This window comes from Maritimibacter harenae (genome assembly GCF_009882975.1).
GTDB classification, from domain to species: Bacteria; Pseudomonadota; Alphaproteobacteria; order Rhodobacterales; family Rhodobacteraceae; genus Maritimibacter; species Maritimibacter harenae.
Genome location: NZ_WTUX01000003.1, coordinates 70,926 through 71,208, shown reverse-complemented (window position 1 = coordinate 71,208; position 283 = coordinate 70,926).

Here is a 283-nt window from a genome sequence, read left to right as displayed (position 1 = left end):
CGTCCACCGAGCGGAACGACGAGTGGTTGATGAAGATCCCGTTCGTGATCATGTCGAGACGACCATCCTGAATCAGGTCCGCCTGCTCGTTTGCACCCGCACGCACGAACTGTCCGCCGGCATCGGTGAGGCTTTCTTCGGTCACGCCCGCCTCTTCCAGCATGAACAGCGCCACATTGGACGTGATGTTGCCCGAGCGGTTGATGCCGATGCGAAGCGGCGCGCCGCTGCCGGCGATGTCGTCGAGGCTGTCGATGTCGTATTCCNTCGGCCACGGCCTTAT